This window comes from Methylobacterium sp. J-067 (assembly GCF_022829465.1).
In the GTDB taxonomy this organism is placed as follows: Bacteria; Pseudomonadota; Alphaproteobacteria; order Rhizobiales; family Beijerinckiaceae; genus Methylobacterium; species Methylobacterium litchii.
The window spans coordinates 1-1,692 of the sequence record NZ_JAKSXZ010000142.1; the positions used below are offsets into that span (position 1 = coordinate 1).

The window sequence follows — 1,692 nt, forward strand, 5'->3', positions numbered from 1 at the left end:
CTTCGAGTACGGCTACCAGGCTCCCCTCGGCCGTGGCCAGGGCAACGGTGACTACAGCGGCTACCGCGGTCTCGCCCGCATCAACCTCGATGCCCGCACCCAGACCGGTTACGGCACGCTGCGCGCCTTCATCCGCCGCGACGCCGCCAGCCGCCCCGGCCTCCCGACCGGTCCCTCCGGCCCCCAGATCGGTGTCGGCAAGTCATTCCCGGCGACCGCAATCGATCAGTACGTCCGCGTCGTGCAGTACTTCAACACGGACAAGGCCTTCGTGCAGTTCGGCGGCCTGACCGCCGGTCGCGCGTCCTCGTTCTTCGACTTCTACGACCACGACTTCGAGTTCGTCGCCGGCTCGTCGGGTTCGGACGTCTCCTCCACGACCCTGCTGGCCTACGCCGCCACGATCGGCAACGGCTTCTCCGCCACCCTGTCGATGGAAGACCCGAGCTTCCGCCGCACCCCGATCTACGCCCCGACCGCTGCGCTCTCCGCGACCGTCGGCAACACCTCGACGCAGATCTTCGGCCAGGCCAACTCGCTGATCCCGGTCGTCCTCGGTGTCAACGCCGCCGGTCAGCCCATCGGCTTCGGTTTCACCGACGGCATCCAGCGCAACCGCATGCCCGACTTCGTCGGCGTGCTGCGCTACGACCAGCCCTGGGGCTCGGCGCAGATCTCCGCTGCCGTCCACGAGTTGAACACCGGCAACGTCATCACCCAGGGCGGCTTCCTCGGCTTCAACAGCGCCGGCCAGGCCCTCAGCGCCGTCAACGCCGTCGCCCCCAGCACACACAGCGAGTACGGCTGGGCCGTGCAGGGCGGCCTGAAGATCAACGCCCCGTTCATCGCGCCGGGCGACGTCTTCTACCTTCAGGGCGCCTATGCCGAGGGCGCGCAGATGTACACCGGCAACGGCTCGTACAACGGCTCCTACGCGATCAACCCGACCTCGATCCAGGGCGCGTCGTTCAACCAGAACTTCTCCGACGCGACGATCAACCCGTTCACCAACCAGCTCCAGCTCTCCACGAGCTTCTCGGTGGTCGGTTCGTTCCTGCACTACTGGGCCCCCGAGTGGCGTTCGGCGGTGTTCGCCTCCTACGGCGAGAACACCTTCGCGGCCGGCGCCCGCGCCGCCCAGGGCGCCTACTTCGGCTTCGTCCCCGGCGCTGGCGGCACCAATGCCGGCAGCACCGTCATCTCCACGCTGGGGGTGGGCACGCCCGGTACGCGGTTCTACAACCTGAACGGCAACCTGCGTGACACGTACATGCTCTATGCCGGCGCGAACCTGATCTGGTCGCCGTTGAAGGAACTCGATATCGGTGTCGAGTGCATCTACGCGCAGTACGGTGTCCAGAACGGCTGGGTGCTCTACACCCAGAAGTTCAACTACACCGCAGTCAAGGTGAACACTGGTATCCCGGTGAAGACCATCACCAACACCGACGTCTTCCAGGCGCGCTTCAGCGTCCAGGGCGACTTCTAATTGTCTATCCGGATCGGGATCTCCGAAGCCCCGGTCCTGAAGGCCCCCGTGCCAGAGGGATTTAAACTGCCCGGCCTTCGTGCCGGGCATTTTTTTGCGCTCTGCAAACGCTGCCGGAGTAGTTGAGGACGATTGGGCGATCGTGTGAGGGTCGGCGTCGCGGAGGAACTGGATACCCCAAGCGCCGGCTCACGGCCCATGAG

The 1,692-nt window shown here is 66.0% G+C and carries 1 protein-coding gene; it reads left to right on the forward strand.

All coding sequences use genetic code 11. The features are described from left to right. On the forward strand, positions 1-1,489 hold a 1,489-nt coding region (locus MKK52_RS22120; protein WP_243957798.1), incomplete at its 5' end, for a porin. Between the last annotated feature and the right edge of the window lie 203 nt (positions 1,490-1,692).